Source organism: Pacificispira spongiicola, from assembly GCF_012926505.1.
In the GTDB taxonomy this organism is placed as follows: domain Bacteria; phylum Pseudomonadota; class Alphaproteobacteria; order UBA8366; family Aestuariispiraceae; genus Pacificispira; species Pacificispira spongiicola.
In genome coordinates this window covers 1-1,451 of sequence record NZ_JABBNT010000015.1, presented here as the reverse complement: position 1 = coordinate 1,451, position 1,451 = coordinate 1, and the positions used below count along the sequence as shown (strand labels likewise).

The 1,451-nt window shown below is 60.6% G+C and carries 1 protein-coding gene; it reads right to left on the bottom strand.

Annotated elements, in window-relative coordinates; genetic code table 11:
• Positions 1 to 1,451 (bottom strand): hypothetical protein (locus HH303_RS19895; RefSeq protein ID WP_227421971.1); only part of this gene is annotated, 1,451 nt, incomplete at both ends.

Sequence of the window (1,451 nt, the reverse complement as noted above, 5' to 3'; positions counted from 1 at the left end):
GTCGTCACCGTCGCGCCGTTCACAGGATCCACAACCGCCGTCGCAGGCTGGCCGTTCGCATCCGTGTACGACACTTCCGTCACCGTCGCGCCGTCCGCGCCCTCGGTATCGTTCGTCATAACACTGCCGGACACCGACTGACCCTCGTCAATCGAGCCCGCATTGTCGTCTACCGCCACCGGAACGTCGTCGACGATCTGAACCGCGAAGTCATGGTTGAACACGAGCCCGTCGAGAACCGCCGGGTCGAGGTCGTAATCGGTTCCTTCGACACCATCCTTCGGCACGCCCTGGATCGTGAAGCCGATCGACAGCACGTCTTCCGCCGTCGCAACCGCATGATCCAACTGGTCCTGTAGTTCGAACGTGTAGGTCGCGTCCGGGTTCAGGGTGACCGTAAAGACCGGACGTTCATTCGCGCCACCGGCATCCGCCGTCGCCGTCAGGACACCGTCCACTTGCGTGAAGGTGATCGCGTCCCCATTCGACGTCAGATCCGTCGGCAAGCTCGATATATCGAAGCTGAAGTCCAGATCGCCATATTGCAGCGCCGTCGGGGCACCGTCCGCCGGACCGTCCGCACCGTAATCGATCGAAATCAGGTCTTCGCCGGCAAGGTTCAAATCCCCTTCGGCGCTCAAACCTTCCTTGTCGGTATCGGAACCGTCGGACAGATCGTCCTCGTCCAGCACCACGGTTTGACCGGTGACTTCCTCACCACCCGTGCCGCCGCCTTGCGGATCGACATAGGAGAAATCGATACCGGTGATCCAGTAATCGGAACTGTCGACCGTCGTTGTCTGACCGTCTTCACCGTCCGGAATGCCTTGAGCATATTCGTTCGCCGTGAAGACAAGCTGGTCGATCGTTACGCCTTCCGGCAGTTCGATGTCGTAGCTGCCCTGGTTCGTGCCGATATTGGCCGTGAAATCGCCTTCCGCGACCAGGTTGCCGTCCTTATAGGCCGCCCAGTGGCCTTCCTCGACGCCTTCCCCCTGGTTGAACTCATTGTTGTAGAGGTTCGCAACCGTGAAGGAGAAACCGGTGACGTCATAGTCGAAGTCGATGACGACTTCTTCCGAAATCGCCTCGGTCGGGTCATAGCCCAATTGGCCTTCCACGCCGGATTCCGGCGTCGCCTTGACCCCGAAGCCCGGACCCGCCGTCGAATTCCCGACGGAGATATTCTCGCCGGACAGAACCGTCAGTTGTCCGTTGCCGTCAATCTGGCGGCCGGACACCGTGAAGCCCGTTTCCGGATCGTCATAGGTTTCAGTATCGATCCGGCCTGTCAGGATGGTCGGTTCACCGGTGGTCAATTCGTTCACCGTGGCGACCGGGACGTCATCGACGATGTCGACCCCGAAGCTCTGCGTGATCTGTGCGTCGGCAAGGCCGTCGATCACATCCTGGTCGAAGTCCTTCTCCGCCAGCGCTTCCGCATCCGGCGT